The 25351-nt window shown below is 34.4% G+C and carries 24 protein-coding genes and 1 pseudogene; 17 read left to right on the forward strand and 8 right to left on the reverse strand.

The genetic code is table 11. From position 1 onward, the window contains the following. Nucleotides 1-105: 105 nt before the first annotated feature. Together IGJ25_RS16410 and IGJ25_RS16415 are read right to left on the reverse strand one after the other, a co-directional pair. Nucleotides 106-381 (reverse strand): helix-turn-helix transcriptional regulator, encoded by a 276-nt coding sequence (locus IGJ25_RS16410; RefSeq protein WP_438779459.1) that lies wholly within the window; start codon nucleotides 379-381, stop codon nucleotides 106-108. Nucleotides 382-386: 5 nt separating this feature from the next. Continuing rightward, the gene (locus IGJ25_RS16415) at nucleotides 387-749 is read right to left on the reverse strand and encodes a type II toxin-antitoxin system RelE/ParE family toxin (RefSeq protein WP_438779460.1); all 363 of its coding nucleotides are present in this window, start codon (nucleotides 747-749) and stop codon (nucleotides 387-389) included. 766 nt (nucleotides 750-1515) lie between these two features. On the opposite strand from IGJ25_RS16415, the gene IGJ25_RS16420 reads away from it, so the two are divergent. The 4 genes from IGJ25_RS16420 to IGJ25_RS16435 all read left to right on the forward strand — a co-directional run bounded on the left by IGJ25_RS16420 (nucleotide 1516) and on the right by IGJ25_RS16435 (nucleotide 6081). Continuing rightward, nucleotides 1516-2802: an ABC transporter substrate-binding protein gene (locus tag IGJ25_RS16420; protein ID WP_438779461.1), complete on the forward strand. Its 1287-nt coding sequence runs from the start codon at nucleotides 1516-1518 to the stop codon at nucleotides 2800-2802. 24 nt (nucleotides 2803-2826) lie between these two features. Next, nucleotides 2827-4266: a family 43 glycosylhydrolase gene (locus IGJ25_RS16425; RefSeq protein WP_438779462.1), complete on the forward strand. Its 1440-nt coding sequence runs from the start codon at nucleotides 2827-2829 to the stop codon at nucleotides 4264-4266. An 80-nt stretch (nucleotides 4267-4346) separates the two neighbouring features. Next, nucleotides 4347-5249 carry a carbohydrate ABC transporter permease gene (locus IGJ25_RS16430; protein ID WP_438779463.1) on the forward strand — a complete coding sequence of 301 codons (903 nt, stop codon included), beginning with the start codon at nucleotides 4347-4349 and terminating at the stop codon, nucleotides 5247-5249. A gap of 4 nt (nucleotides 5250-5253) precedes the next feature. Then, complete coding sequence (locus tag IGJ25_RS16435) at nucleotides 5254-6081, forward strand: carbohydrate ABC transporter permease (RefSeq protein ID WP_438779464.1); 828 nt, start codon at nucleotides 5254-5256, stop codon at nucleotides 6079-6081. A 10-nt stretch (nucleotides 6082-6091) separates the two neighbouring features. On the opposite strand, the gene IGJ25_RS16440 is transcribed toward IGJ25_RS16435, so the two are convergent. Then, complete coding sequence (locus IGJ25_RS16440; protein WP_438779465.1) at nucleotides 6092-7063, reverse strand: AraC family transcriptional regulator; 972 nt, start codon at nucleotides 7061-7063, stop codon at nucleotides 6092-6094. 205 nt (nucleotides 7064-7268) lie between these two features. On the opposite strand from IGJ25_RS16440, the gene IGJ25_RS16445 reads away from it, so the two are divergent. After that, entirely contained in the window at nucleotides 7269-9947 is a 2679-nt protein-coding gene (locus IGJ25_RS16445; protein WP_438779466.1) for a family 78 glycoside hydrolase catalytic domain, read from the forward strand. 105 nt (nucleotides 9948-10052) lie between these two features. Here the strand turns inward: IGJ25_RS16445 and IGJ25_RS16450 are convergent, their stop codons facing one another. Continuing rightward, nucleotides 10053-11348, reverse strand: coding sequence for an ISL3 family transposase (locus IGJ25_RS16450; RefSeq protein ID WP_438779467.1), 1296 nt, complete (start codon nucleotides 11346-11348; stop codon nucleotides 10053-10055). Nucleotides 11349-12052: 704 nt separating this feature from the next. Between IGJ25_RS16450 and IGJ25_RS16455 the strand changes: the two genes are divergently transcribed. The 3 genes from IGJ25_RS16455 to IGJ25_RS16465 are packed head-to-tail and all read left to right on the forward strand — an operon-like array spanning nucleotide 12053 to nucleotide 14293. Continuing rightward, complete coding sequence (locus tag IGJ25_RS16455) at nucleotides 12053-12658, forward strand: hypothetical protein (RefSeq protein ID WP_438779468.1); 606 nt, start codon at nucleotides 12053-12055, stop codon at nucleotides 12656-12658. Between the two features lie 31 nt (nucleotides 12659-12689). Further along, nucleotides 12690-13607 (forward strand): Mu transposase domain-containing protein, encoded by a 918-nt coding sequence (locus IGJ25_RS16460; RefSeq protein ID WP_438779469.1) that lies wholly within the window; start codon nucleotides 12690-12692, stop codon nucleotides 13605-13607. Next, nucleotides 13607-14293, forward strand: a complete 687-nt coding sequence (locus IGJ25_RS16465) for an ATP-binding protein (RefSeq protein ID WP_438779470.1) — start codon at nucleotides 13607-13609, stop codon at nucleotides 14291-14293. The genes IGJ25_RS16460 and IGJ25_RS16465 overlap by 1 nt, the downstream gene beginning before the upstream one ends. A gap of 29 nt (nucleotides 14294-14322) precedes the next feature. On the opposite strand, the gene IGJ25_RS16470 is transcribed toward IGJ25_RS16465, so the two are convergent. Next, the gene (locus tag IGJ25_RS16470; protein ID WP_002325565.1) at nucleotides 14323-15003 is read right to left on the reverse strand and encodes an IS6-like element IS1216 family transposase; all 681 of its coding nucleotides are present in this window, start codon (nucleotides 15001-15003) and stop codon (nucleotides 14323-14325) included. 375 nt (nucleotides 15004-15378) lie between these two features. Between IGJ25_RS16470 and IGJ25_RS16475 the strand changes: the two genes are divergently transcribed. The 5 genes from IGJ25_RS16475 to uidA all read left to right on the forward strand — a co-directional run bounded on the left by IGJ25_RS16475 (nucleotide 15379) and on the right by uidA (nucleotide 19789). Then, nucleotides 15379-15792, forward strand: coding sequence for a PTS sugar transporter subunit IIA (locus IGJ25_RS16475; protein ID WP_438779471.1), 414 nt, complete (start codon nucleotides 15379-15381; stop codon nucleotides 15790-15792). 36 nt (nucleotides 15793-15828) lie between these two features. Beyond that, nucleotides 15829-16314 (forward strand): PTS system mannose/fructose/N-acetylgalactosamine-transporter subunit IIB, encoded by a 486-nt coding sequence (locus IGJ25_RS16480; protein WP_438779477.1) that lies wholly within the window; start codon nucleotides 15829-15831, stop codon nucleotides 16312-16314. A 1-nt stretch (nucleotide 16315) separates the two neighbouring features. After that, nucleotides 16316-17113 (forward strand): PTS mannose/fructose/sorbose/N-acetylgalactosamine transporter subunit IIC, encoded by a 798-nt coding sequence (locus IGJ25_RS16485; protein ID WP_438779472.1) that lies wholly within the window; start codon nucleotides 16316-16318, stop codon nucleotides 17111-17113. Then, nucleotides 17106-17942 carry a PTS system mannose/fructose/sorbose family transporter subunit IID gene (locus IGJ25_RS16490; RefSeq protein WP_438779473.1) on the forward strand — a complete coding sequence of 279 codons (837 nt, stop codon included), beginning with the start codon at nucleotides 17106-17108 and terminating at the stop codon, nucleotides 17940-17942. The genes IGJ25_RS16485 and IGJ25_RS16490 overlap by 8 nt, the downstream gene beginning before the upstream one ends. 86 nt (nucleotides 17943-18028) lie before the next feature. Continuing rightward, nucleotides 18029-19789: a beta-glucuronidase gene (gene uidA, locus IGJ25_RS16495; RefSeq protein WP_438779474.1), complete on the forward strand. Its 1761-nt coding sequence runs from the start codon at nucleotides 18029-18031 to the stop codon at nucleotides 19787-19789. 256 nt (nucleotides 19790-20045) lie between these two features. Here uidA and IGJ25_RS16500 read toward each other — a convergent pair whose 3' ends face one another. Together IGJ25_RS16500 and IGJ25_RS16505 are read right to left on the reverse strand one after the other, a co-directional pair. Continuing rightward, nucleotides 20046-21335, reverse strand: a complete 1290-nt coding sequence (locus tag IGJ25_RS16500) for an ISL3 family transposase (protein WP_438779475.1) — start codon at nucleotides 21333-21335, stop codon at nucleotides 20046-20048. Nucleotides 21336-21724: 389 nt separating this feature from the next. Then, nucleotides 21725-22339: a recombinase family protein gene (locus tag IGJ25_RS16505; protein WP_002345745.1), complete on the reverse strand. Its 615-nt coding sequence runs from the start codon at nucleotides 22337-22339 to the stop codon at nucleotides 21725-21727. Nucleotides 22340-22500: 161 nt separating this feature from the next. On the opposite strand from IGJ25_RS16505, the gene IGJ25_RS16510 reads away from it, so the two are divergent. The 4 genes from IGJ25_RS16510 to IGJ25_RS16525 all read left to right on the forward strand — a co-directional run bounded on the left by IGJ25_RS16510 (nucleotide 22501) and on the right by IGJ25_RS16525 (nucleotide 25024). Then, entirely contained in the window at nucleotides 22501-22824 is a 324-nt protein-coding gene (locus IGJ25_RS16510; protein WP_438779476.1) for a hypothetical protein, read from the forward strand. Nucleotides 22825-22927: 103 nt separating this feature from the next. Next, a complete protein-coding gene (locus tag IGJ25_RS16515) occupies nucleotides 22928-23128 on the forward strand; it encodes a hypothetical protein (RefSeq protein WP_002298761.1) in 201 nt (66 codons plus the stop codon). Nucleotides 23129-23371: 243 nt separating this feature from the next. Then, nucleotides 23372-24643: a Y-family DNA polymerase gene (locus IGJ25_RS16520; protein WP_002332590.1), complete on the forward strand. Its 1272-nt coding sequence runs from the start codon at nucleotides 23372-23374 to the stop codon at nucleotides 24641-24643. A gap of 15 nt (nucleotides 24644-24658) precedes the next feature. Further along, nucleotides 24659-25024 carry a hypothetical protein gene (locus IGJ25_RS16525; protein WP_002298758.1) on the forward strand — a complete coding sequence of 122 codons (366 nt, stop codon included), beginning with the start codon at nucleotides 24659-24661 and terminating at the stop codon, nucleotides 25022-25024. A 147-nt stretch (nucleotides 25025-25171) separates the two neighbouring features. Here IGJ25_RS16525 and IGJ25_RS16530 read toward each other — a convergent pair. Continuing rightward, nucleotides 25172-25351, reverse strand: a pseudogene (locus tag IGJ25_RS16530) (hypothetical protein); the annotation flags it as partial.

Here is a 25351-nt window from a genome sequence, read left to right on the forward strand (position 1 = left end):
TTAATTTTACAATTCGCGAGGTATTAAAAGCAGCGCTATCTACCCTAAAAAAGAGTTTTTATAGCGCTGCTTTTAATTTTAGAACGAAAGATTTTAACGCATCACTTAATTTTTCACCAATTTTTTGGTCGTTTTGTCTCTGAATGTCAGTTCTAAGTTCAAACCGTCTGCAATTTTGGTAATAGTTTTTAACGAGGGAGCATAAGAAAAATTTTCTACTCGAGCTATTTGAGCTTGAGAGACATGTACCTTGTCAGCTAATTCTTTTTGCGTCATTTTTTTTTCTTTACGCAAGCTAGCTAATAGAGCGGTCAATTCAATCAGTTTTTTATCTTCTTGCGAAATGCTGCTAATATCTTTCTTTACATCGGTCCATTTCATATTAATTATCCTTTCTTACGTTCTAGCCAATCAGCTAGTTCACGCTTCGCTTGTTCAATTTCTCTTTTAGGCGTTTTTTGTGTTTTCTTTCTAAATTGGTGCAATAAAATCAACTGATTATCTTCTAGGGTTGCGAAAAAGACCCGATTAGGGATGGGACGTAGTTCCCACAGTTTCCCCTCAATTTGTTTTACTAGCGGTTCTCCTACAAATGTGCCATCATATTCAAGGCGTTCCATTTGGTAGTAGAGCTTTTTTAAAGTCGATTTGTTTTCTTTTGTTGGATTACTATCTAATTCTTTGATCCAATCCATGATTTGACTTTGCCCTTTTTTATCTTCATAAATTTCTATTTCATATTTTTTCATAGAAACTCCTATCACGTTCTGTATAATCAAACAATATATCAAATTTGATATATTGTCAAGTAAGCTAAGAAAGAAGTGTTTTTTTGGTTCGGTTTTGAATAAAGAGGCTGTTCTGCTGCTGACTTTACAGTCATAGCTCTGGTGATCGACTTGCTGATAGGAGGATGAAATGGGAAACGAAACCTCACCCTTGAGGAACGTTGCATTTTTAATAAGCATAGAAATGAGCAACCTCTCTTTTCTATCCTGATTTCCATTTTTTATTTATTATAAGCGTACTTACAGACTTTAGACTGTCGTGGGCAGAACGTTTTAATTTTCATTTAGTTAAAAGGTCCAGCTAGAATGTAAGTGGAGAATACCTATTTTATTAATGGTCCACTAGGGTTAATAATTTATTAAGACCACTCAAATACCATACGTTAGCTCATTATAAAATTGATATTGACACTAACTTCTTTTGAATAAAAAATGATGAATTCGTATAAAATGATAGTAATATTCCAATATACTGATATTGAAAGTATATATGAAAGCGCTATAATTATTAACATATCCAAGTAGCTATTGGTTTTATCTGACTTGCAACTCTTTATGAATCAAAAATTTTTTTGGTAAATATGATAGTGAATTAATAGCTAGCATTCAGATGTAACATACTGAATATCAATAAAAAAAGAAGGGAATATAGGTGAAATCTAGCAAGCATATTGTTGCTTAGATTAAAATTATTTTAAAAAAATTAAATTGAAGGGATGAATTAATTATGAAAAAATATTTATTTTTAACTATAGCTATACTTTCCGTACTAGTTTCAGGTTGCTCAAGTACTGAAAAAAAGGAAAATGAAGGTAAAGGAAATGATGAACTAGTTATTTGGACTTTTAATGATGAAATGAAAGATATTGTTGATGACTATTATTCGAAATATAGCCCAGAGTCAAAAATCAAAGTAGTAGTAACACCAGCAGACAATTATGATATGAAACTAGCACCACTTTTAGGGACTGATAGCGCCCCAGATGTAATTGCTTTAGAAGTTAATTCTGTAAAAAAATATATTAATTCAGGCAATTTAGCTAGTCTTGAGCCCATTCGAGAAAGTGTTGAACAAGCACAAACATATGATTACGTGTTAGACGTAGGGAGTAATGAAGAAGGAAAACTTATGGCAAGTTCTTGGCAAGCAACACCTGGGGCATTTTATTACCGAGCAAGTTTAGCATCTAAGTACTTAGGTATTGAAAATCCAGAAGAAATGCAAGAGAAAGTAAAAGATTTTGAAACACTCTATCAAACCTCTATAGAGCTTAATGAAAAAAGTAATGGCGAAGTTTTTATGTTTAGTGGTGTTGATGACTTAGAGCAAATATATTTAGGATCCAAAAAACAACCTTGGGTAATTGATAATAAACTAATCATTGACCCTAACTTATTAAATTTGCTAGAAATGTCTAAAAATTTTGTGGATAAAAAACTTACAAAAGATGTAGAGGCTAGAAGTGAAGCATATTACAGCGGGATATCTTCTGATGACATATTTGCAACAGCTCTTCCAACATGGGGACTGCATTTTATTTTAAAACCGAATTCTCAATCAAGTGATGGAGCAATTGATACAGCAGGTGATTGGAGATTGACCAAAGGCCCGGCTTCATATATGGGTGGGGGTACATTTTTAGCTATGACTAAAAACTCAAAAAAACAAGAAGAAGCAATTAAGTTCATTGAATTTGTGACAACCAATCAGGAATTTTTGGAAAATCATGCAAAACAAACCGGTGATTTTTTATCAAGTGAAGCCGTTGTAAATAAAATAAAAGGTGAATTTTCCGAAGAATTTTTGGGAGGACAAAATAATTATGAGTACTTTTCTGAAATGGCAAAAGATGTAGATGGGAATACATCAACTGAATATGATGAGGATTTAAATAAATTATTTAGGTCTGCTGCGATTACACCTTATTCTAAAGGTGAAATTTCTTTGGAAGATGCAATAACTAATTTTAAACGTGAAGTGCTTAATTTATATCCAAATTTAGAAGTGGAATAATTAAAATTTGAAAGGTGAATAGTAATGAAAAATCAAGCAGTCAACCCATTTTTGCCTAATTATGAGTACATTCCGGATGGTGAACCTTATCGTTTTGGTGATAGGATTTATCTCTTTGGTTCACACGACAAATTTGATGGAAATGTTTTTTGTGAGAATGACTATGTGTGTTGGTCAACTTCAGTCGCCAATCTCTCTGATTGGCGGTATGAAGGTATAATTTATCATAAAACACAAGATCCACATAATTTGAAAGGAGATCGATATTTATACGCTCCTGACGTCCAATTAGGAATTGATAATCGTTATTATTTATATTATGCATTAGATACGCATGGGATTATATCAGTAGCGGTTTGTGATACACCAGCGGGAAAGTATCAATATTATGGTACTGTTAAATATCCTGACGGCAGATTTGTTGGAGGTGATAAAGGGGATATATTTCAATTTGATCCAGGCGTCTTGATTGATAATGATAAAATTTTCTTATACAGTGGCATTGCACCCGTAGATAGCGTTGAAAATGACAGAAATTTCGGTTATCGTCGATATGAGGGCGCGTATTGTCTTGAGTTAGAGTCAGATATGTTAACAGTGAAGAACGGACCTAATTTAATACTTCCTAAAATAAATGCTTCTGATAACACTAGCTTTTCTGGACATGAATTTTTTGAAGCAAGCTCAATGAGAAAAGTTAATGGGATGTATTATTTGATCTATTCATCTATTAATGGACATGAATTATGCTATGCAACCAGTAAGAAACCAGATAGAGACTTTATATTTGGTGGAACAATAATTAGTAATGGGGACGTAGGATATGAAGGTCGAGAATTTAAGGATGCTTTAAACTATACAGGAAATAATCATGGAAGCATTATTGAAATAGATGGACAATGGTATGTTTTTTACCATAGACACACTAATCAACATAGCTTTTCTCGCCAAGCTTGTGCTGAGAGAATCTACTTTACTGAAGATGGTCATATTCCACAAGTAGAAATGACAAGTTGTGGTTTAAATGATGGAGTACTGATTGGTAAGGGGAAATATCCTGCTTATATTGCTTGTAATTTAATTGGACCTAAAGGCACAAGGTTTTATCCTATTCAATCGTCAGATTCCCAAAATCATCCCTACTTTACTCAAACGGGTGATGACCGTGAATCAAATGGTGATCAGTATATTGCAAATATTACAAGTGGGACTGTGATAGGTTATAAGTATTTTGATTTAAGCAAGACCACTAAAGTATCAATACAAGTTAGAGGTAGTGGAAATGGAAAATTTAAAATTTTAAATCGTGTTAATGGTGAAGAAATAAGTTCAATTAATATAAAGGTGCAATCGGAACATCAAAATTTTTCGAATAATATTAACCTAGACAGCACTAAAAGTGCACTATATTTCAAGTATGAAGGAACCGGAATCATTGAATTTCTCTCATTTACTTTAAGTTAGTTACCTATATATCAGGCTGTTCGAGTCTAATATATAAGTTGAGCTAGTGGATCAGAAATTTAAGATAAGGGGAATGGAGTATGAAAAAAAAGAAATTTGAGCACTACAATAGATATGGTTATTTATTTATTGCACCCTTTTTAATAATTTTTATAATTTTTCAATTATATCCAATACTGTATACGATGGGACTTAGTTTTACAGATTTAAGCGGTTGGAATACAGAGTTTAATTTTGTAGGTTTAGATAATTTTAAGAACTTAATAAAAAATGACTTGTTTTGGCAAGCAACCAAAAACACATTTTTAATCTGGACTCTTAACTTTATACCACAACTAAGTTTAGCGATGTTATTAGCCTCTTTGCTTACTAATGCAAAGTTAAAAATTAAAGGGGCAACCTTCTTCAAGATTATGTTTTATTTACCAAACATAATAACAGCCGCCTCGGTATCAATTATATTTTTTGCGTTATTTAGTTATCCGGCTGGACCAATCAATCAAGCTTTGTTAAGTTTAGGGATAATTGATACAGGTGTTGATTTTTTTAGAAATACTATAATAACAAGAGGTATTGTGATATTTGTTCAATTTTGGATGTACTATGGATCAACAACCATTGTTTTAATTTCAGGGATACTTAGCATAGATGAGTCGCTTTTTGAAGCAGCACGAATAGATGGTGCTACTGGCCCACAAATTTTCCGGCATGTTACATTGCCATTGTTGAAACCAATTACCCTGTACACGTTAATCACTTCATTAATCGGTGGTTTACAGATGTTTGACATTCCCTTTTTATTAACAAACGGGGGCCCTAATAATAGTGTCACAACTATTACAATGTTTATTTATAATCAAGCGTTTTTAGGGAATAGAAATACTAATGTAGCATCTACTGCTTCAGTAGTATTATTGGCATTTTCACTATGTTTAAGTACGATTGTATTTAGACTATTTAGAGATAGAAAAGTGAAGGTATAAATATATGAATAATATAATGAAAAGAAAGTTATTGTATATCTTATTTTTTATATTGACATTACTTAGTGTCATTCCATTTTGGATTGTATTAGTAAATGCTACTCGATCAGCAGAACAAATTCAACAAAGCGTTTCCTTGATTCCTGGAAGTAATTTTATGAATAACTTACGTGTCCTTTTAAGTGGTGGATTTGATATTGTAGGTGGTTTCAAAAATAGTTTTATAATCTCTATCAGCTCAACAGTGTTGAATGTATATATATCATCCTTAACTGCGTATAGTTTCGTAGCTTATGATTTTAAAGGAAGGAAATTGATATTTGGTCTTGTATTGTGCTTGTTAATGATACCAGGACAAATTAGCATGGTTGGGTTTTATCAGATGATGAATAACTTTAATCTTTTAAATAGCTTTATTCCATTAATTTTACCGGCAGCAGCAGCACCTGGAACTGTATTTTTTTTAAAACAATATCTGGATACGATTTACCATAAAGATTTGGCTGACTCAGCGAGATTGGATGGGGCAGGCGAATTTAAAATATTCCATTCTATATTCTTACCTTTAATGAAACCAGGAATCGCAACAATGGCTATTTTCTCTTTTGTTAGTTCGTGGAATAACTTCCTAATGCCATTAATTTTAATTAATGATTCAGAAAAGTACACGCTTCCAATGTGGGTACAAATGTTAAAAACGGATATTTATAGCACTCAATTTGGTAGCATGTATTTAGGCATGGGATTATCAGTTATTCCGCTGATTATTATATATTTGATTTTATCAAGGCATATTATTGGTGGTGTGGCGGCTGGAGGTATTAAAGAATAATTTTATTATGTTATTTATTCCGTTCGCGATATTCTTTTGGAAGTAATTGAAAGTGTTGTTTAAATTTTTTATAAAATAATGTTAAATTGGTAAAACCCGCTTGTTTTGCAATGTCGTTTATTGTGATGTTTGTATTAACAAGAAGAAATGCAGCTTGGTTTAATTTTAATTCCAAAACTATCTCACTGTAATTTTTATTGAAATTATTCTTAATCAATGAGCTTAAGTAGTTCGGCGTGTAACTAAATTGTTTTGCGATAGAAGATAAACTACTGTTTGAATAATTTGACTCAATATATTTCATTATTTCCATCATAGAGTACTGGTTGTTTGCGCTATTAACTCTTTTGTTTGTGTCATATTCAAAAATCCGTACAAGGTTTAAAAATAGTAAATTTAGGTAACTTTCCTGCATTTGATATGATCCCGTGGAGGGATGGTACGTTTCCCATAGTAATTGTTTAAATAGCAATGGGATATGTTTATTTTCTGATGAGTGAAAGATGATGTATTGATCATGCTTTTGGGTATAAGAAATGGAATTTAATAAAAAGTCTAATAGAATTCCTTTTCTAGAAACATTTTTAAAAAAGTTAGCGTTAAAATATTTTTTTTGAATTAAAACATTAATAATAATATCTTTCGTTGAAGTTTCCATAATAGCATGAGGAATATCTGTATCAATAATGCAAATTTCTCCTTTTTTTAACAAAACAGATTTACCATCAATAATTTGTTGACATTGTCCATCATAGACATAGTTTATTTCAATAAATGTATGTTTATGCATAGGAACTTCAATAAAACGATCGTGCCTTGTAATACGAAAATCTTCATTGTCATTTATGAGTGAGTCAAAAATATAAACGTATTTCCCATTTATTTCAGATTTTTTCAAAGAATTATAGTAATCAGTCAAATCCGTTCTTTTTTCGTCATCAGTAATAACTCGAATTTCATTATCTAATTTGATGAAATCCATGATATCTTAACTCCTTTTATCCATAATATAACATCGTAGGTTTTGATAGTCAATTACCAACAAAGTACCATTGAAGCACTTTATTGAAAGCGTTAAGATTAATCTAATAGATAAACTAAATTAATTTATTCATTTATATGTATTATTTTTTAACAATATAAATAATGTGGATAATTAATTAGACTTCAAATATGGAGGATAAATAATGTTAGCAGTTACGAACTTAAAGTGTAATTATCAAACTAATCCTATAGGAATTGATGATTTGCGACCATGCTTTAGTTGGCAAATAAAATCTAGTGAGAGTGCCGTCTTGCAGCAACAATATCAAATACAAGTAGCTTTTGATGAAAATTTTAACGATATCATTTGGAATAACAGGAGTTTTTCGGTAGATTCGGTTCATATTCCATATGACGGGCCGAATTTAAAATCTCGTCAGCGTTATTATTACCGGGTTAAAGTATGGATAAGTGAGCATCATGAATCTCCTTGGAGTCAAGTAGGCTTTTGGGAAATGGGTATATTAACAGAAACTGAATGGAAGGCAGAATGGATTACAGTGAAGGGGAGGGGGACAAGTGCAGAATTTGGTAGTAGATCTCCTTTCAGTTGTAGTAAGGAATTTAAGATAGAGAAAAAAATAAAAAAAGCAATTGTCTATGCAACAAGCTTGGGAGTCTATGAATTAAAGTTAAATAATATAAAAGTGGGCACTGACTATTTTACCCCCGGTTGGACAGATTATAATCATCAGATACAATATCAGGCGTATGATATTACATCGTTACTCCAGTCCGATAGTAATAAATTGTCTGCAACAGTGGGTGAAGGATGGTATAGTGGTTATCTTGGTTGGCAAAAGCGTAAAGATAGTTATGGTAACATCAATGCGATTTTTGTCCAAGTTCATTTAGATTATACAGATGGACAGGAAGAGATAATTATTTCAGATAGCTCTTGGATAGGAGAAAATTGTAATATAATAGCATCAGATTTATACAATGGCGAAATCTATGATGCTCGAGAAATAGAAGGAAATCCGGGAAAGGTTATTGTTTTAAATCATAGTAAGAAAGAGTTGGTTGCACAACAAAATGAACCAGTTAGAATTATGGAAGAAATTGCTCCAATCGCATTATTAAAAACGCCAAGTGGCGAAACAGTTTTAGATATGGGACAAAATATGGTTGGTTGGGTCAGATTTAAAGCCAATGGTGATGAAGGCCGAAAATTAACCCTAGTTCATGGTGAGGTTCTAGATCAATATGGAAATTTTTATCGTGAAAACTTACGAAATGCTGCGCAAAAAATCATCTATATTTGTAATGGAGAAGGAGAATTTGAATATGAACCTCACTTCACATTTCAGGGTTTCCGTTATGTAAAGTTGACAGGTTTTACTGAAGATATAAAACTATCAGATTTTAAAGGAATTGTCCTCCACTCAGCTATGGAAGAAACAGGGGCTTTTTCCACTTCAGATGCTCATCTTAATCAACTTCAGCATAATATACTATGGGGTCAAAAAGGAAATTTTGTTGACGTTCCAACTGACTGTCCACAAAGAGACGAAAGGCTTGGTTGGACTGCTGATGCACAAATATTTGCACGAACAGCTTCTTTTAATATGAATACGGCACTATTTTTTAGTAAATGGTTAAAAGACTTGGCGTTTAATCAATATGCTGATGGTTCAGTTCCACTGGTTGTTCCGGATATTGTCAAAGGACAAATATTTATTACAGATACGAATGAAGAAATTTTAAAAACAGCGGCCGCATGGGGTGACGCAGCAGTAATTAATCCTTGGACAGTTTATCTATGCTATGGTGATAAGAAGATTTTAGAAGAGCAATATACGAGTATGAAGAGGTGGATAAATTATATTCGTAGCCAGGGGGAAAATGAGTACCTCTGGGATTCTGGTGCACAACTAGGTGATTGGTTAGCATTAGATAATAAACCAGGCAGTAAATTTGGAGCAACTGACGAGTCGTTAATAGCAACGGCTTATTATGCACATTCTGTAAAAATATTTTCTGAAATTGCAAAAATACTCTATAAGTTTGATGACTATAAAACATACTGTGAGTTACATAAAAATATTAAAATTGCTTATGGTGAAAAATTTATTGATAAAGAAGGGGATTTAACCTGTCAGACACAAACGGCACATATTATTTCGCTTCATTTCGATTTACTACCAGAACAATTTAAAAGAGATGTTGCGAAAAAATTGGTCACTCTGATTAAAATGAAAGGTGTACATTTAGATACTGGATTTGTTGGAACACCATATATTTGTCATGCATTAGCAGAAAACGGCTATATCGAGGTCGCTTATGCCTTGTTGTTTCAATTGGATTACCCCTCATGGTTATATCAAGTAGAAAACGGGGCTACTACTATGTGGGAGCATTGGGATGGAATTAAGGAAGACGGATCTTTCTGGGATACAGAGATGAATTCGTTTAACCATTATGCTTATGGATCTATTGGAGATTGGATGTATCAATATATAACAGGAATAGATATTTTAGAAGCGGGTTATAAAAAAACAAAAATAGCCCCACAACCTACCAAACGATTAAACAATGCTAAGGCAAGTTTGATGACAATGTACGGTGTGCTTAGTGTTTCTTGGGAAAAGAATAGTAATCAATTTTCATTAGATGTTATAGTACCGCACAACACGACAGCGATAATCTATTTACCCTTAGTGAAAAATCCAATAAGCTTGCAAGAAGAGATTATTCAGAAATATCCAACAACTAGATTTAATTACTTAGACACACGGCCAGAAGTGTTTTCTTTTGAAATCGGATCCGGAGAATATGGATTTAAATATGAATATAATTTAAAAAAAGAATCTAATGTCTAATTTTGTGAATTGTAGAATTAAGGGCTCTTTGTCAATAAGGACTGATGAGTTGTGTAAAATCAAATCTGGGTCAGAATGAACCACATTCTGGCTCAGATTTTTTTGTTATCTTACATTGATTAATTGATTGATCAAAAAGATTCTAATTCTCATGTTCTCGAATGATTTAAATCCGTAGGATACTCGTTTCATTGTCTTTATGTGGGTATTCTTCGCTTCTATTTTTCCATTGGAATAAGGATAGATCATTGCGTTGGTGATGCCTTCTTCATGGGTAAGAAGGTTTTGAAGCTTTTCTCGAAAGCCGTCATCTAACGTTTCGGGAAGTTCTGCCAATAAGGAGAAAAATAGGTTAGGGTCTTTGTCTCGAAAGGCTTCAACTAATTCATGAAAAAAGGGATACGCCTCCTTCAGGGGCGTAGAAAACTCAAGCAATCGATCAATCATCATTGCTTCAGTAAGAAATGGGTATTTTGGTGCTCGGAAACTTTTCCATGTTTTGTATTCATAATGGTTGATGTTTGCACGATTTTTTAGCAAAAAGCGCCAGTTCTTTTTCAGTTTTTCTGCCTGGCTTTTCTGTCCGACTTTACGCAGTTCATTCATTTCACGGATACGCAACTCATTGAACGCTTGATTCATGTGTTTGACAATATGAAACCGATCAATCACGACTTTCGCATTTGGCAGAACACGTTTGGTGAGCTGGAAGTAGGCGGCGTTCATGTCTGTCACCAAGAATTCTACTTCTTCTGGATTGGTACAACCTAAGAAATAGCTTGTTAATCGAGGTAATTTACGCGTAGGCAAAACATCTATTAATTTTCCTGTTTCGCCATCTGCACAAATAAAGCTCATTTTATCTTCTATAGAAGCATGCGAACGAAATTCATCAACCATCAATACTCTGGGGAGAATCTTCTTAGATTGCTTTGGTAAATAGCTTTTAAACTCTTTCAATGTACGAATAACGGTGGTCAAAGATACCTGACAGCTTTTCGCAATAAAAGATAAAGATACTTTTTCAGTCAGTAAAGAAGCAATTTTATATCTAACATGATTTGCGATTGAATGTCTGGGTTGGACAAAATAACTTTGAGCCGTCCAATGGGTTCGGCAGTTTTTACAGGTATAGCGCTGCTTTTTTAGGCGCATAACCAAAGGCATATGATTGTATTGTTCAAAACGGACAATCGTTTCCTTCTTCCCATTTTTCACTATAATTGCTTTCCCGTTTCCATCTATCACAGTAGAACCACAACTTCTACAAGCACGAGGAGTAGGCGAGAGAACAGCATCGACGACCAACATCTTTTTCTTCTGAAGGGTCTCGTAAGAGAGCTCTGTAATCAACAAATCTTTCTCTATTATTCTCAGCATTTTTTTGATAGAATCATTCATATAGCATATCGTCCTCTCAGTTGTTTATTTTGTGGTGATTTAATCATACTAGAGAACGATATGTTTTTTAATACCTAAAATGAAAATGGGACTGAAGAATCAATTCTGATTCATCAGTCCCATAAATTATAGAGCCGAATTAAGTTAGCCAAGTTACATAGCATCTTACCTCAGATTAATATGGTGAAGAACAAAGATAAGTTAGAGATCATGCGATTACAGATAGAATACATTGTAAAGCGTTATATTTGGATTGAGTGTCTGTACGTCTAATGGCATGGTGCTTTTTAGAACTTCTGTTTAACCATTATATTCGGATAATCCCTGTCAGTAATATGCTCGCTTATGGAAATAGTGGGTGGTCCTTTCCTGTGGCGGATATCAATTAGCCAATAACGTCAAAACGCATCTTAAAATCAGATGCGTTTTGACGTTATTGATTTATGAACTAAGCAGCTTATGATTCTCAATTTTTTTATCATACAAGTATCCTTTGTCGACCTTCACTAAAGTAAGCCCGAAATATAAAAAAGCTCACCTTTTGAATACGGCATTAAGAATCGTCCATTAGTGCGGAACTATCGTCCACCGAATGCGGATAAAAAGTCCACCAAGTGCGAAAATAATCGTCCAAATCGATAACCCTCTGTATACTTATTTTATGTATGAGTTTTCATACAAATAAGTTATAGGAGGTTATTTTTATGATCAACTATCATAAAATTCTTGAAATGCATCTACAAGGGATTTCTCAACGAACAATCTCTTCCAGTACGGGGCATTCAAGAGATAAAATTAGAGAGGTGGTGAATCAAGCAAAAGCCAAAGGCTTAGAAGAATTGTCTAAAGAGATGACTAATCCTTGGTTAGAGGATTATCTATTCCCCGAGAAAAGTGCTAATCAACGTGGGTATTACGATCCTGACTGGGATTATATCCATAAAGAACTGCTCAAAAAGAATGTCACGCTCAAACTTCTGCATAAAGAGTATGAACATGAGGCAAAGATTCAAAACAAGATGCCTTACGCTTATCGAACATTTTGCGAGAAATATGGTCACTACGGTAAGAAGTACAAATTAACCATGCCTATTCATCGCAAACCCGGTGAAATCTTGGAAGTGGATTGGGCAGGCAGTACATTATCTGTTAAAAACAATGAGAATGGCGAAGGTATCAAAGTTTATATTTTCGTAGCTACCTGGCCATTCAGTCAATATAGCTATGTTGAGGGATTTTATGACATGAAAACAGATAATTTGGTTAGCCGCTCATATTCATGCCTTAGAATTTTTCCAGGGGGTACCTGAAACGGTTGTGTCGGACAATCTTAGGACTGGTGTGACAAAAACGGATTACTCAGAGCCACTTTTAAATGAAGGTTATCGACAATTAAGTGATTATTATCGTTTTACTATTGTCCCTGCACGGGTGAGAGCTCCAAAAGATAAACCGTCGGTTGAAGGGAATGTTGGATTTATTAGCCGTCAAGTCATTGCCGCCTTGCGTAATGAAACGTTCTTTAGTTTAAAAGAGTTGAACCAGGCCATTACTGAAAAGACTCAAGAATTGAATCAAGAAGCCTTTCAGAAAAGACCTGGTTCAAGGTTTACAGTCTTTCAGGAAGAAGAACTTCCGTTTTTAGGCTCCCTTCGTCACCCTCGCTTTACACAGTCTCAATGGCGGATATCTAAAGTCCAATTAGATTACCATATTCAGGTTGAGCGTATGTTTTATTCCGTTCCCTATGAATATGTCAATGACGAAGTAGAAGTAAGATTAACTGACAACCTAATAGAAGTGTACTTCAATGAACATCGAATTGCATCTCATAAACGACTTCGGGGCGATATTGGTCAACACTCTTCAAATATCGATCATATGCCAGATAATCACCGTCGTTATTTAACTCATACCCCCAAAGAAAATTTATTATGGGCAGAAAATATTGGGCCAAATACTTACGCGTATGTGGATTATATTCTTTCCAATAATGTGGAAAAGAAAGCCCTTAAATTACTCGCTACTTTAAGAAATACAGCCTCTAAATACTCGTTGGAAGAGTTAGAAGCTGGTTGTCACACGTTGATGTCTGTCGCAAAGGAACCAACAAACTCATTACTAAAATCCATTATCAGTCGTGCAAAGAAACGAAAGAAAGCTTTAGATACTCATTCGAAAGCATCAATTATAGAGGAGCAAACGGATAGCAACTATGGATTTGTCCGCGGTGCAGCCTACTTTGGAGGTAAAAAATAATGAGAAATGAACAAACACTTGAAAAGTTAAAAGCTATGAGATTAAGCGGAATGGCAGACCTATACGAGCAGCAAGCAATGGACGAATCCAGTCAATCCTTAGGATTTGAGGAACGTTTTGAGTTACTGGTAGACGCGGAGTCTGCCCGCCGTAAATCGAGTAAATTAGAGCGTTTAATTCAACAAGCAACATTTAGTGATCCAGATGCCTCTATTGAAGGAATTGAATACTATCCGGATCGTCATCTCGATAAAAATTTAATTTCTAAACTCGCACAAGGACAGTATATTGAAAACAATCAAAATATTATCTTAATGGGTGCTTCTGGAAACGGAAAGACCTGGATAGCCAATGCCTTCGGTATTCAAGCCTGTCGTCAATTCAGAAAAGTGAAATACATTCGTCTTCCAGAATTAATTGACGAGCTGGCTTTAGCGAAATATGAAGCTGATGGCTCTTATCGTAAACTGATTAAAAAGTATACGAAAATTGAACTACTTATTATTGACGAATGGTTATTGATGGAGCTTTCTTTGGAAGATAGTGTTCATATTTTTGAAATCGTCGAAGCCCGTTTGAAACAAACGTCTACCATATTCTGTTCGCAATATACTCCTGAGGGGTGGCATGAAAAAATAAAAAATATTCAATTAGCCGATGCGGTTCTGTTGCAAAGTTTTAAATAAAGAATAAAATCCCTTACGGTATCTATGATTTAAGCTGGGATTCCCAATAATACCTTGATTTCAGTACAGACCGAAAACCCGAAGAGAGTGCCTTCTTTTCGGGTTTTCTTATATAATCCTCGAATGGCTTCCATGCCTTTAATCGTGGTAGAGGCAGTGCGTAAACTTCGATAGAATTTATTGCGTCTCTTTACTGGACGATGGTCTTGTTCAATCAAATTATTCAGGTATTTAATGGTACGATGTTCTGTCCCTTGATAAAAGCCGTATTCTTTTAGTTTCTTAAAGGCACTTGTAATAGAGGGGGCTTTATCTGTGACTACAACCTTCGGTTCATCAAACTGCTTCACTAACCGCTTAAGAAAAGCATAGGCTGCTTGTGTGTCCCGTTTTTTACGTAACCAAATATCCAAGGTTAAACCATCTGCATCGATGGCTCGATACAAATAATGCCATTTTCCTTTAATTTTGATGTACGTTTCATCCATTTTCCATGAATAAAAGGATTTTTTATTTTTCTTTTTCCAAATTTGATAGAGTAGTTTGCCATATTCTTGCACCCAACGATAAATCGTCGTATGAGAAACGTTAATGTCACGATCATATAAGATTTCTTGAACTTCACGATAGCTAAGGTTATAACGAAGATAGTAGCCCACGGCTACAATAATCACATCCTGCTGAAATTGCTTTCCTTTAAAATGATTCATCGTCATTCCTCCTGCTATCTTTTTCTATTATTCTACCTTATTTGATAGTAGATTTAAAACTTTGCAACAGAACCATTCTAAGTAAAAATAAAAAACTATTGAAAATAAGTAATTTAAATGTTAATGTACTAATATATCAGTTGGCAAGTATAAGCATACAAGATTATCTGAAGCTTTATAACCTACAAAATGAGGGAGTTGAAAAAGAAGATTTTAAAAAGTCTATAGTAACAATAGTTCGATGAATCAAATTACTTAACAAAGCTTATATATTAAGAGAAGCTTAATCATTAAAACATGTAATTCAAAAAATTACAGTTTTATGAAAGCGCTAATCAAAAAATGGAAACGTATTTAAAAAAGGATGTGACTAATTTGAGTTATAGAATGGTAATTATCTCTCACGGTAAATTTGCAGAGGGTGTAAAGTATGCTTTAGAAATGATCATAGGAAAGCAAACATTTATTGAGACATATGGTCTAAAAAAAGGGGAAAATCCAAATTCGATAATCGGAAAATTTACTGAAACAATTGATCAGGCAGATACTGTTGTCATTCTATCTGATTTAATAGGAGGAAGCATGCATAATGCAGCAGTTAGTTTACTGAGTAATGAAAACGTTATATTAGTTGGAGGTGTTAACTTATCATTAGCAATACAGATTGCGCTAACCAAACCGACAGATGTTAGAACAATTGATGAACAAATTGAAGAATCTAAAAATTCATTTAAAAGAATTGTTTTGGAAAGAAAAAAATCTGATGAAGACGAAGATTCTTTTTTTTAAAGTATAAAATATTGGAGGATGAAGCAAGTGATTAAAATGATTAGATTAGATGATAGATTGATACATGGACAAGTTGCAGTTATGTGGACTAAAAGATTAGGTGTTGAAAGAATTATTGTCGCAAGCGATGAAGCAGCTGCTAATGAACTACAAAGCAACGCATTGAAAATGGCAGCACCATCGTCAGTTAAAGTGTTTATTATGCCAATTGATAAAGTAACAAAGATTATCAATGATGAGCGTTCAAAATCAAAAAAAATACTTATTGTAACAGATACACCCGGGAAAATTCAACGATTAGTCAATCAGATTGATGAAAAACCTGAAATCAACATTGCAAACTATGGACGTGTCGCAGGATCAATTGGAGACAAAATAAAAGTGACAGATACTGTTTATATTACTGAAGAAGATAAAACGATTCTGCATGACATGATGGCCGAGGAATATGAAATAACATACCAACCATTACCAGAAGATAGCAAAATTATGCTGAAAAAACTAATGAAGGAAGATGTTTAATATGTATGCAGCACTAGTTGTAGGATTAGCAATTATGATTGGTAAATTTTTTGACTGGTGGATGTTCTCCATGCTATCAAGACCAATCTTTTTAGTTTCTATTGTTGGAGTATTATTAGGAAGCCCAGTTGAAGGTGTTATGTTAGGTGCCTCACTAGAATTGATTTTTATAGGCACAACATTTATTGGTGGTGTCATGCCACAAGATATTATTATTGGTTCGGTGTTTGCATCTGCGTTGGCCATTGTATATGGGCAAGATGCTTCAGTAGCCGTAGCACTATCTGTTCCATTGAGTTTGCTTGGTTCTGTTTATTGGAACTTCTTCAAAGGGGGCGTAACCTTTGTAGCGGAAAAATTTGAAAAGTTGATTGATGAAAGAAACCTTAGTGGATTTAGAAAATTATGGATTGCACAATATGCAACATTCTTATTAAGTTATTTCCTAATTGGTTTTATTGGATTTTATCTAGGTGCAGAGTATATCAATATTGCAGTTGAAGCGATCCCTGAATGGATCACAGCAAGTATGTCAGTAGCTGCAGGAATGCTTCCAGCTTTAGGGATGGCATTATTGATGCTTACTCTATGGGATAGAGAAACAGCACCATACTTCTTCATTGGCTTTGCTCTTGTAGCATTCTTTGGAGGCAATTTAATTAGTATAGCATTCATTGGTGTAGCAATTGCAACAATTATTGGATTTAACGAAGTCAAGAAGAATAACAAACCTGAGGTATCAACTACTAATGGGATGTCATTAGATGACGACGAAGAGGAGGATTTTTTCGGTGAGTGATGAAAAAAAAGGTCTATTAAAATCAACTAAAGATGAGAAAAAGATATTTAGAAAAATCTTTTGGAGAAGTGCAAACTTATTGTTCGTACCAAGTTTTTCTAAGCAACAAGGAACAACCTATTCATGGGTAATGCTTCCGTTTCTAGAAAAAATTTATGGTAAAGATTCTGAAGAACTTTACGATAGAATGAAGGAACATCAAGCTTTCTTCAACATTACAGCAGCAATGGCACCTTTTGTTATTGGATTGAACGTTTCGATGGAAGAAGAGAATAAACGTTTCGATACATTTGACCCAACTTCAATTCAAGCAATGAAAGCTAGTTTGATGGGTCCTCTATCAGGAATTGGAGATGCCATTTTTTGGGGAACGCTAAGAGTTATTGCGACATCTATTGCATTGGGTTTGAGTTTAAATGGAAATTTATTAGGCCCTATCTTGTTTTTACTGATCTTTAATATACCAAATTTAATTGTAAGATACTATGGAGCGTTGCTTGGATATAAGATAGGAAATACGTATATTAGTCAAATGATGAGTAATGGAACTTTCCAGATTATTACGAAGGCATTCTCAATACTCGGTTTGTTGATGGTAGGAGCAATGTCTGCCCAGTTTGTCAAACTTGAATCTACGCTGGTTACAGAGCTAGCAGGACAAGAGTTTAACTTACAGGAAATTTTAGATTCCATAATGCCTAGGTTGCTTCCGTTGATCTTGACAATAGGAAGTTTTGTGTACATGCGTAAAAAGAATAAACCAATCAGACTGATGTTAGCTATATTTGCTATTGCAATTGTCCTTACTTTACTCGGAATCACGGGTTAAAAATGAATGTGTAATAAAATCACATCATTCTCAACTAAAACAAATTGTAAAGTATTTAAAAATCATGAAATGAATAAGGAGGATCTATGTTATATCCATTAAACACTGAAACTAGAATTGTTATTGATTTATCAGGAATATGGAAATTTAAAATTCCTGATGAGGGAGAGAAAGTGGCGCTAGACGTGCCACTTACCAATCCTATCCAAATGGCGGTACCTGGTTCTTTCAATGATCAAGTAGCTAACGCCGAATTAAGAGAACACGTAGGAGAAATCTGGTACGAAAAGGATTTTACTATTTCTAAGATGCTTAATGATCAGAGGCTAGTTATCAGATTCGGCTCTGTCACGCATCAAGGAAAAGTATATTTTAATGGAGAATATGTAGGAGAACATGTGGGCGGCTTCACACCATTTGAAATTGAAATTGCAAGCGAGAAATTGAACATTCAAAACAATTTAAAGTTATGTCTTTCGAACATATTAGACAATAAAACATTACCGAATGCAGTGCTACAGAAGAAAAATAATAAGAAAAAGGTAATTCCTAATTTCGATTTTTACAACTACAGTGGTATACATCGACCGATTAAAATCTATTCTACACCTAAAACATACATCAATGATATTACGGTTACGTACGATGTGGATGGGAATAATGCGTCAGTGAAACCGAAAATAGACGTGAAGGGAGACTATGATAGAGTTAGTTACGAACTATATGATGATCAAAAACAGTTGTTGTTAAACACTGACCAGAATGAGTTTCTAATCGAAAATGTGAAACGATGGCAACCGCGAAACGCCTATTTATACCAATTAAAGGTGAATCTACACGGTGTCACTGGAGAAATCATCGATACGTATACCGAAGAATTTGGGGTACGAACCCTGAAAATTGAAAATAATAAATTTTATATTAACGATAAGCCGTTCTACTTTAAAGGGTTCGGCAAGCACGAGGACTTCCCAGTTATTGGTAGAGGTTTGAACGAAGCAGTTAATAATGGTGATTTCAATTTAATGAAATGGACAAATGCTAATTCTTTAAGAACAGCTCACTACCCATATTCTGAAGAATTTATGTATATGGCTGATAGAGAAGGATTTGTCGTAATTGATGAAGTGCCAGGTGTAGGTCTATTTAATAAATTCAATGTAGATGTCTCTAAGAACAAAGATAATAACGTAAATACGTGGGACATTGTTGATTCTTCAAGTAACCATAAACAGGTAATTGAAGAGCTCATTTCAAGAGATAAGAATCACCCTTGTGTAGTTTCATGGGCTGTAGGGAACGAACCAGCAGGGCATCAAGAAGGAGCCCGAAAATATTTCGAACCGTTAGTAAGTCTAGCTAAGGAACTCGACTGGGAAAAGAGAGCTGTTGTTATACCAAATATTATCAATGCAGATCCAGATAAAGATGAACTGACAGGCTTAGTGGATATTATTTGTCTAAATCGATATTATGGATGGTATATCAATCATGGAGAGTTAGAAGAAGCAAAAGTGAATCTCAAAAGAGAAATGGAAAAATGGCACGAAAAATATCCTGATAAACCGATAATGTTTTCAGAATTCGGAGCGGATACGATAAGTGGATTTAACTCAGTATACGGTACCCCTTTTACCGAAGAGTACCAAGTAGATTATTTTAATGCTAACTTTGAAGTCTTAGATAAACTATCGTATTTTATAGGAGAACATGTGTGGAACTTTGCAGATTTTGAAACACATCCAACAGTTAGAAGAGTAGATGGAAATAAAAAAGGCATATTCACAAGAGATAGGAAACCCAAGTCAATAGCACATTATTTGAAGAAAAGATGGGAAAACAAATAATAAAAGCTATGAAACCCAATCAATGTCATTAATTTAAGATACTTGACAACTGGGAAGAGTGGAGGCTGGGGAAAAGTCACTTTTTAGTAATAATTTATAAATTTGAGTTATTAAAAACACCGTCAAATCAAGGATCATTCTTCCTAGGTTTGACGGTGTTTTCTAATTCAGCTAGTTATTTCGGCTCTTCGACATTTAGTGTTGGTAAAGATAAATTCAACTGAAAAATCAAGTCTGATCCAGTTAAATAGATTGTTTAACTGGATTTATTTTTTGTTGTAAAAATAAGTCCTTGCATAATATAAATTCTGGCACGAAAGTTGAAGAAGTTACGGTAGCCGTAGGCTACTCTCTTTATCACTTTAATTTTATTATTTGTTCCCTCTAAAGCACCATTATTATACTTTGTTTCAAATGCATTTTGAATGCCCTGTTTGTACTTGTTCAAGAAGGTTAGTTTCTTTCTAAACCATTCGGGAAGGTTTATATCCATGCTATTTATTGTATCAAAAAAACTGTCTGTATCCTTTTGTTTGAAATGATAGAGCAGAAGCTGGCATATCTCATAGGCTGCGCTTAATTGATCATTATAACTTAAAAGGTCATCCATAATTGCTTTTTCAATCATTGGTCTTCTGAACGATCGATTGTACCTGTAATTCGAGGTATCTAAGTTATAAGAGTTTTTAAGAAACAGTTTCCAGAAACGCTTTAATCTTTTATATTTGATTGAATCTGTTTTATGGTATTTATTCATCGTTTGAATACGTAGTTGATTGAGTGTGCGAGAGATTTGTTGGACAATGTGGAAACGGTCCGTAACGATTTGAGCATTAGGGAAAACTGATTTGACCAATTCAAAATAAGGGGCATTCATATCCATAACGATATGCTTTACCTTTGCCCTTGTTTTGCGACTATATTTAAGGAAATAAGCTTTTAAAAAAGCTAGTTTGCGGTTCTCTAGTACACCAATCAATTTATTAGTATTCCCATCCATATACACAAAGCTCATTTTCCCACTACAAGATTTCATTGATTTAAACTCATCAAAGCAGAGGACAGAAGGTAGATATTTGAAATTGGGTTTATAAGATTCTAGGCACCTCCGCATGACCCGCGTAACTGTGACATCAGTAACAAAATATCTTTCTGCTATATCTTTTCGGCTGATATATTTCGCTAAATCTAATGCAATTTGTTGTTTTAATTCATTTGAAATACAGCAGTTTTCTTCTACAAGATTTGTCTGTGCATTAAAAGTTGAATGACATTCTTTGCATAGGAAGCGTGTACGGTCTAATGATAGCTCTGTTTTAGCAGAGCGAAAAGGCAGCAGTTGAACTGTTGTATTGTGTGTGCCATGCTTAATGATTTGCCCTTCATTCTTTATGCCACATTTGCGGCAGTAAGGTGGCGTGTAACTTAGTTTAGCCAAAATGATATTCGTAGTAATACCCGCTTCTTGTTTAGTAACGAGCCAATCTTCTTCGAAGATTAAGTTTTTATCTGTTAAACCTAAGAGTTTTTTAGTACAATTGTCCATGAGAGATATCCTTTCTTGGTACATATTTTGTTTAGACGACTAAATTCTACCAATTGGATATCTCTTTTTCTATACTTTTTTATAAAGAAATAGTGTTGGCAGGAAATCCTAAGATTTCCCACCAACACTAAATGTTGTAGAACCGAAATAAACTAGTGATTCAGATTATGCTGAATCACTAGTTTATTTCGGTTCTAGTTTACATAAGATATATTATACAAAGTTATCGGTGATAAATAGCTTTAAATCAGCATGATTATTGTGTTGATTATATTTATGTCAACTAATTTCTCGTTATCATAAATATAATCAACTTAGCTAGATGAATTTTACTTGATTGGCTATCTTGATAACAAAGCTATTCATAATTACGTGATTTAAAAAAGAAATCATACAATTAGTTGATCCATTTCTTTTTTTATTCGGTAAACTGTTTGCCTAGTCACATTATAGTCTTTTGCAATCTTTGAGATAGCAACTCCATTCTCCAGATCCTGAACGATGCTTTTATAAACAAGGCGTCGCTGAGGATCTTTTGTTTCTGCACTGTATAACTTAGGACGACCTTTATAGACGCCGTTTGCTTTAGCAATCTTAATTCCTTGTGCCTGGCGTCGTTTAGATTCAGTACGCTCTTGTTCGGCAATCATGGCTAAGATTTGAATGATTAAGTCTTTGATGAATTTATCCAGGAGAGGATTTCCGATTGCTTCAGCCATGATTGGTAAACTGGTGATAATAAGTCGCACATTCTTCTTCTTTAGATAATTAACTGAATCGATAATTTCGTCATAATTTCGTCCAAGTCGATCAATGGCTTCTACAATAAAAATATCTTGCTCTCTGACAAAATCTAAAGCTTCCTGAAAAATTGGCCGATGACTGATAGTTGCTCCAGATTGCTTTTCTATAAAAATTTTTTCAGCGCCAAACTTTTCCATTTCTTCAATTTGGCGTTGTTCATTTTGATCGATGGATGAAACTCGAATATAAGCAATTTTCAAATTTATTTCCTACTTTTCTTAAGCATTTAAAATACACCCTAATCATACGTCAGAACGCTAGATTTTTCAACATAATATCAATGTGTATTTAGGGTACACTTTAAACATACATCCGTACTTTGAATTATAAAAGCTAAATAGTTTATAATAGAAGAAAAAGAATGGAGTGGCGATTTCCTAGATTGAAAAGAAAAGATAAGTACTATAGATTATTACATTTGACAGCTGAAGCAGGATGGGTGGATTTTCCAGAAATTGTAAAAGAAGTTCAAAAGATAGGAGCAACAATTTCTGATGGCCGCTCTTCTCCTATGAACTATCAGGATGCCAAAGGAATAAAAGTGATTGATCAAGAAAGTAATGTCAGAGCGTACGCAACAATAAATGAGTGTGTCATTAATGAAAATCTTTGTAGGGCAACCATAACGAGACACATTAAAAATAGGATCAAATCAAAAGACGGGAGAACCTTTACTACCTTCTAAGTTTTTTCATATGTATTTGATATGCTATACTTAGATCTGAGTAATTAGGCCTGCGCTGCCCGTTATTGAAGTTTCAGGCAGCGCTCTTTTTGGGGGATCGATAATGGAAGAACAAAAAATATTTGAGAAACGCTGGCAGCTGGCTTCAAGTGAGCAAAGAGCAAGATACAACAATCTGATGTCCTCCTACCCTACTATTAATTGGACCTACAAAGAAAAGAAGTATCTGCTTTGGTTGTGCCAGTTAGATATAGATACCTTTGAAACATTTGAAGTGATACTAGACAAAATTAAACAGAGTTGATCATAAACAAGCGAATCCTTCACTCGATTCGCTTGTTTTGCTATTTATTGATTGTCTCAAGGCAATTCTAAGCTCATTTGAAGAAATATCGCTGGATAATCCCTCTTTAAGTAATACTTCAGAATATTTGGAAACACGTATTGCCAATGGTCTCACGTTTTTATAAAAAAATAAGCTAGTCCCTCCCTCTTTACAGAACGAACATTAGTTCGTATAATGAACTGTGATAAAGGAGGGTTTTTTATGTATTTCGATTATCGTTTTGAACCCCGTGGCGATTACTTATGTATCGACTGTAAAAGTTTTTACAGCTCCGTGGAATGCGTAGAAAGAGGCTTAAACCCTTTGACGACCATGCTAGTGGTATTATCTGGATCTGATCGACCAGGTGGACTTGTCTTGGCCGCCTCTCCTGCCGCAAAAAAAGAATTAGGTATTTCCAACGTCACGAGAAAATATGAGCTACCGGATCATAAAGATTTGATATGTGTGCCACCCCGAATGAACTTATATATCGAAACAAACATAAAAATCGTAAATATTATTCGTCGGTATGTTTCTGATGATGACATTCATGTTTATAGTATTGATGAACTCTTTGTACGCTTTGACAAAGTTAAAAACCTCCACGGAAATTGTCGTACTAAACAATTCGCAAAAGCCTTAATGCAAAGGATACTCGAGGAAACGGGAATCTATACCACTGTTGGGATTGGCGATAATATGTTATTGGCCAAACTTGCATTGGACAATGCAGCAAAGAAGAATCCAGATATGATTGCAGAATGGCGTTATGAGGACGTCCCTTCTACAGTTTGGAAAATCAAAAGTCTGACTGATTTTTGGGGCATTGGTCACCGTACGGCAAAAAATCTATGGAAACGTGGAATCACTACGGTCGAAGAACTTGCAAATACCCCCCCTTCCAGACTGAAGGCTTCTATGGGTGTGATTGGGCTTCAGTTGCACGCTCACGCAAATGGGATCGATCGCAGCGAGATTGATAAGAAATATAAAGTCCTAGAAAAGAGTATTTCCAATTCTCAAATTCTTATGAAGGATTATACAGATAAAAAAGAAGTAATGATTATCATACGTGAAATGGCTGATTTGGTCGGATCAAGGCTACGAAAAGAACATGCTCAAACCGAATCAATCGCCCTTTCTATCGGCTACTCTCACGGTGAGTTGTTACCAGGGTTTTCGCGCCAAATGAAGGTGCCAGCAACGTCCAACACAAAACAAATCACTAATTACCTTCTACAGCTGTTTGAGGAACACTACACTAGTTATGCGGTACGGCATGTCGGTGTATCCTGTTCAAAACTCGTTTATCAGACGAGTTTACAGCTGGATCTATTTTCTGATCCAGAAAAAACAATTCAGCAAGAAAAACTCGATTTCCTATGTGATGAAATTAGAAACAGATATGGCTTTAAGGCTTTGATCCATGCTAGTTCGTTGTTGCCTGGGGCGACAGCTGTTAGCCGCAGCACGAAAGTCGGCGGCCATTAGAAAGGAAGATTAAAAATGAGTTATGGTGATTCGTACGATGATCGCGGAATGGTGAAGTGGGCAGGATTCTATCTGTCTGAGCATACAGACTTAATGAACAAGGATGATAAAAAGCGGCTAACCTCCCCTTCCCAGAAACCACAAATGGAACTGGATGAGATCAATAAAATTATGGAGGAAGCAAGACTGAAGGATAAATCAGTCTGTATTCAGATGGAAGCCAGAGACCTAAATGGCAATTACTATCCTGATATCATTGGCAAGATTAAAGGTTTCGACGAATTAGGAATATATATAGAAGAAACAAAAATCGGCTACGATGAGATTCGTAATGTTTGCTTATACAGTCATATAAAGTGGCAATCTAGCAAAGAATTTTAGAACTAATATTATGATTACACAATAAAGAAAGCGAAAGTATACTAGTATACTTTCGTTTTCCTTATATATCTTATATTAGATAAAGTTTATAAAATCCCTATATAATAAGTCTATCTCTTAAGTAGAAAAGTATACTGGTATACTTTTCTACTTATTAAGCATTTTCAACTGAGTTTCATACATTGCTTTAAATGCTTCTTGCTGTCTTGTTGATAGCCGTGTGTTTACGTAACTATCTATAACTAAGTCTACTATCTCATTAATTGTGGCCTTAGGCATATTTTCTAATTCGCCCAGAAATGGTCTAAGAGTGTTCATTTTCAAATT

The organism is Enterococcus sp. DIV0240d (assembly GCF_051711245.1).
Taxonomy (GTDB): Bacteria; Bacillota; Bacilli; order Lactobacillales; family Enterococcaceae; genus Enterococcus_D; species Enterococcus_D casseliflavus.

What these genes read in the sequence shown, in the direction of transcription:
- IGJ25_RS16510 (WP_438779476.1), top strand. Translation starts at nt 22,501, where the DNA reads ATGGAGTGGCGATTTCCTAGATTGAAAAGAAAAGATAAGTACTATAGA.
- IGJ25_RS16485 (WP_438779472.1), top strand. Translation starts at nt 16,316, where the DNA reads ATGTATGCAGCACTAGTTGTAGGATTAGCAATTATGATTGGTAAATTT.
- IGJ25_RS16525 (WP_002298758.1), top strand. Translation starts at nt 24,659, where the DNA reads ATGAGTTATGGTGATTCGTACGATGATCGCGGAATGGTGAAGTGGGCA.
- IGJ25_RS16425 (WP_438779462.1), top strand. Translation starts at nt 2,827, where the DNA reads ATGAAAAATCAAGCAGTCAACCCATTTTTGCCTAATTATGAGTACATT.
- IGJ25_RS16445 (WP_438779466.1), top strand. Translation starts at nt 7,269, where the DNA reads ATGTTAGCAGTTACGAACTTAAAGTGTAATTATCAAACTAATCCTATA.
- uidA (WP_438779474.1), top strand. Translation starts at nt 18,029, where the DNA reads ATGTTATATCCATTAAACACTGAAACTAGAATTGTTATTGATTTATCA.
- IGJ25_RS16470 (WP_002325565.1), bottom strand. Translation starts at nt 15,003, where the DNA reads ATGAATCATTTTAAAGGAAAGCAATTTCAGCAGGATGTGATTATTGTA.
- IGJ25_RS16435 (WP_438779464.1), top strand. Translation starts at nt 5,254, where the DNA reads ATGAATAATATAATGAAAAGAAAGTTATTGTATATCTTATTTTTTATA.
- IGJ25_RS16440 (WP_438779465.1), bottom strand. Translation starts at nt 7,063, where the DNA reads ATGGATTTCATCAAATTAGATAATGAAATTCGAGTTATTACTGATGAC.
- IGJ25_RS16465 (WP_438779470.1), top strand. Translation starts at nt 13,607, where the DNA reads ATGAGAAATGAACAAACACTTGAAAAGTTAAAAGCTATGAGATTAAGC.
- IGJ25_RS16420 (WP_438779461.1), top strand. Translation starts at nt 1,516, where the DNA reads ATGAAAAAATATTTATTTTTAACTATAGCTATACTTTCCGTACTAGTT.
- IGJ25_RS16410 (WP_438779459.1), bottom strand. Translation starts at nt 381, where the DNA reads ATGAAATGGACCGATGTAAAGAAAGATATTAGCAGCATTTCGCAAGAA.
- IGJ25_RS16450 (WP_438779467.1), bottom strand. Translation starts at nt 11,348, where the DNA reads ATGAATGATTCTATCAAAAAAATGCTGAGAATAATAGAGAAAGATTTG.
- IGJ25_RS16520 (WP_002332590.1), top strand. Translation starts at nt 23,372, where the DNA reads ATGTATTTCGATTATCGTTTTGAACCCCGTGGCGATTACTTATGTATC.
- IGJ25_RS16415 (WP_438779460.1), bottom strand. Translation starts at nt 749, where the DNA reads ATGAAAAAATATGAAATAGAAATTTATGAAGATAAAAAAGGGCAAAGT.
- IGJ25_RS16430 (WP_438779463.1), top strand. Translation starts at nt 4,347, where the DNA reads ATGAAAAAAAAGAAATTTGAGCACTACAATAGATATGGTTATTTATTT.
- IGJ25_RS16500 (WP_438779475.1), bottom strand. Translation starts at nt 21,335, where the DNA reads ATGGACAATTGTACTAAAAAACTCTTAGGTTTAACAGATAAAAACTTA.
- IGJ25_RS16480 (WP_438779477.1), top strand. Translation starts at nt 15,829, where the DNA reads ATGATTAGATTAGATGATAGATTGATACATGGACAAGTTGCAGTTATG.
- IGJ25_RS16455 (WP_438779468.1), top strand. Translation starts at nt 12,053, where the DNA reads ATGATCAACTATCATAAAATTCTTGAAATGCATCTACAAGGGATTTCT.
- IGJ25_RS16515 (WP_002298761.1), top strand. Translation starts at nt 22,928, where the DNA reads ATGGAAGAACAAAAAATATTTGAGAAACGCTGGCAGCTGGCTTCAAGT.